This window comes from Vibrio sp. S17_S38, from assembly GCF_014694375.1.
In the GTDB taxonomy this organism is placed as follows: Bacteria; Pseudomonadota; Gammaproteobacteria; order Enterobacterales; family Vibrionaceae; genus Vibrio.
The window spans coordinates 1-1,822 of sequence record NZ_JAAUWW010000043.1; the positions used below are offsets into that span (position 1 = coordinate 1).

The following is a 1,822-nucleotide window of genomic DNA, read 5'->3' on the forward strand; positions in this document are numbered from 1 at the left end:
ACCTATCAATCTGTGTGGGCACTCGTTGATGATAATCAATAAGATTTATCAATGAACTGAGTGACCAAACGGCTATTAATAAGAACAGCCTTGAGCTTGTTTGATTTCACTTTTTAAAGTGAAAGTAATAATAGCGGCACAGTCAATTCATTATCATTTCCTGCTGGGAAATGGTAATAAACTTTAAAGTTACTTCTTCTTTTTAAGAAGAATAAGTTTGAAGTCAGTAATCATTGAGCCGATGCGAAAGCATCAACAAAACTTTAATTGAAGAGTTTGATCATGGCTCAGATTGAACGCTGGCGGCAGGCCTAACACATGCAAGTCGAGCGGTAACAGAGATTAGCTTGCTAATCTGCTGACGAGCGGCGGACGGGTGAGTAATGCATAGGAAGTTGCCCAGTAGAGGGGGATACCAGTTGGAAACGACTGTTAATACCGCATAACCTCTTCGGAGCAAAGCGGGGGACCTTCGGGCCTCGCGCTACTGGATACGCCTATGTGGGATTAGCTAGTTGGTGAGGTAATGGCTCACCAAGGCGACGATCCCTAGCTGGTCTGAGAGGATGATCAGCCACACTGGGACTGAGACACGGCCCAGACTCCTACGGGAGGCAGCAGTGGGGAATATTGCACAATGGGCGAAAGCCTGATGCAGCCATGCCGCGTGTATGAAGAAGGCCTTCGGGTTGTAAAGTACTTTCAGTTGTGAGGAAGGTTTCGTAGTTAATAGCTGCGTTGCTTGACGTTAGCAACAGAAGAAGCACCGGCTAACTCCGTGCCAGCAGCCGCGGTAATACGGAGGGTGCGAGCGTTAATCGGAATTACTGGGCGTAAAGCGCATGCAGGTGGTTTGTTAAGTCAGATGTGAAAGCCCGGGGCTCAACCTCGGAAGGTCATTTGAAACTGGCAAACTAGAGTACTGTAGAGGGGGGTAGAATTTCAGGTGTAGCGGTGAAATGCGTAGAGATCTGAAGGAATACCAGTGGCGAAGGCGGCCCCCTGGACAGATACTGACACTCAGATGCGAAAGCGTGGGGAGCAAACAGGATTAGATACCCTGGTAGTCCACGCCGTAAACGATGTCTACTTGGAGGTTGTGGCCTTGAGCCGTGGCTTTCGGAGCTAACGCGTTAAGTAGACCGCCTGGGGAGTACGGTCGCAAGATTAAAACTCAAATGAATTGACGGGGGCCCGCACAAGCGGTGGAGCATGTGGTTTAATTCGATGCAACGCGAAGAACCTTACCTACTCTTGACATCTAGAGAAGCCAGCGGAGACGCAGGTGTGCCTTCGGGAACTCTAAGACAGGTGCTGCATGGCTGTCGTCAGCTCGTGTTGTGAAATGTTGGGTTAAGTCCCGCAACGAGCGCAACCCTTATCCTTGTTTGCCAGCGAGTAATGTCGGGAACTCCAGGGAGACTGCCGGTGATAAACCGGAGGAAGGTGGGGACGACGTCAAGTCATCATGGCCCTTACGAGTAGGGCTACACACGTGCTACAATGGCGCATACAGAGGGCAGCAAGCTAGCGATAGTGAGCGAATCCCAAAAAGTGCGTCGTAGTCCGGATTGGAGTCTGCAACTCGACTCCATGAAGTCGGAATCGCTAGTAATCGTAGATCAGAATGCTACGGTGAATACGTTCCCGGGCCTTGTACACACCGCCCGTCACACCATGGGAGTGGGCTGCAAAAGAAGTAGGTAGTTTAACCTTCGGGAGGACGCTTACCACTTTGTGGTTCATGACTGGGGTGAAGTCGTAACAAGGTAGCCCTAGGGGAACCTGGGGCTGGATCACCTCCTTACGAAAAGATTATTTT

1 rRNA gene is annotated in these 1,822 nt (G+C 50.2%); it reads left to right on the forward strand.

What is annotated here, in order from left to right:
* Positions 1–264 precede the first annotated feature (264 nt).
* A 16S ribosomal RNA gene (locus tag HC725_RS16485) occupies positions 265–1,807 on the forward strand.
* The last annotated feature ends 15 nt before the right edge of the window (positions 1,808–1,822 follow it).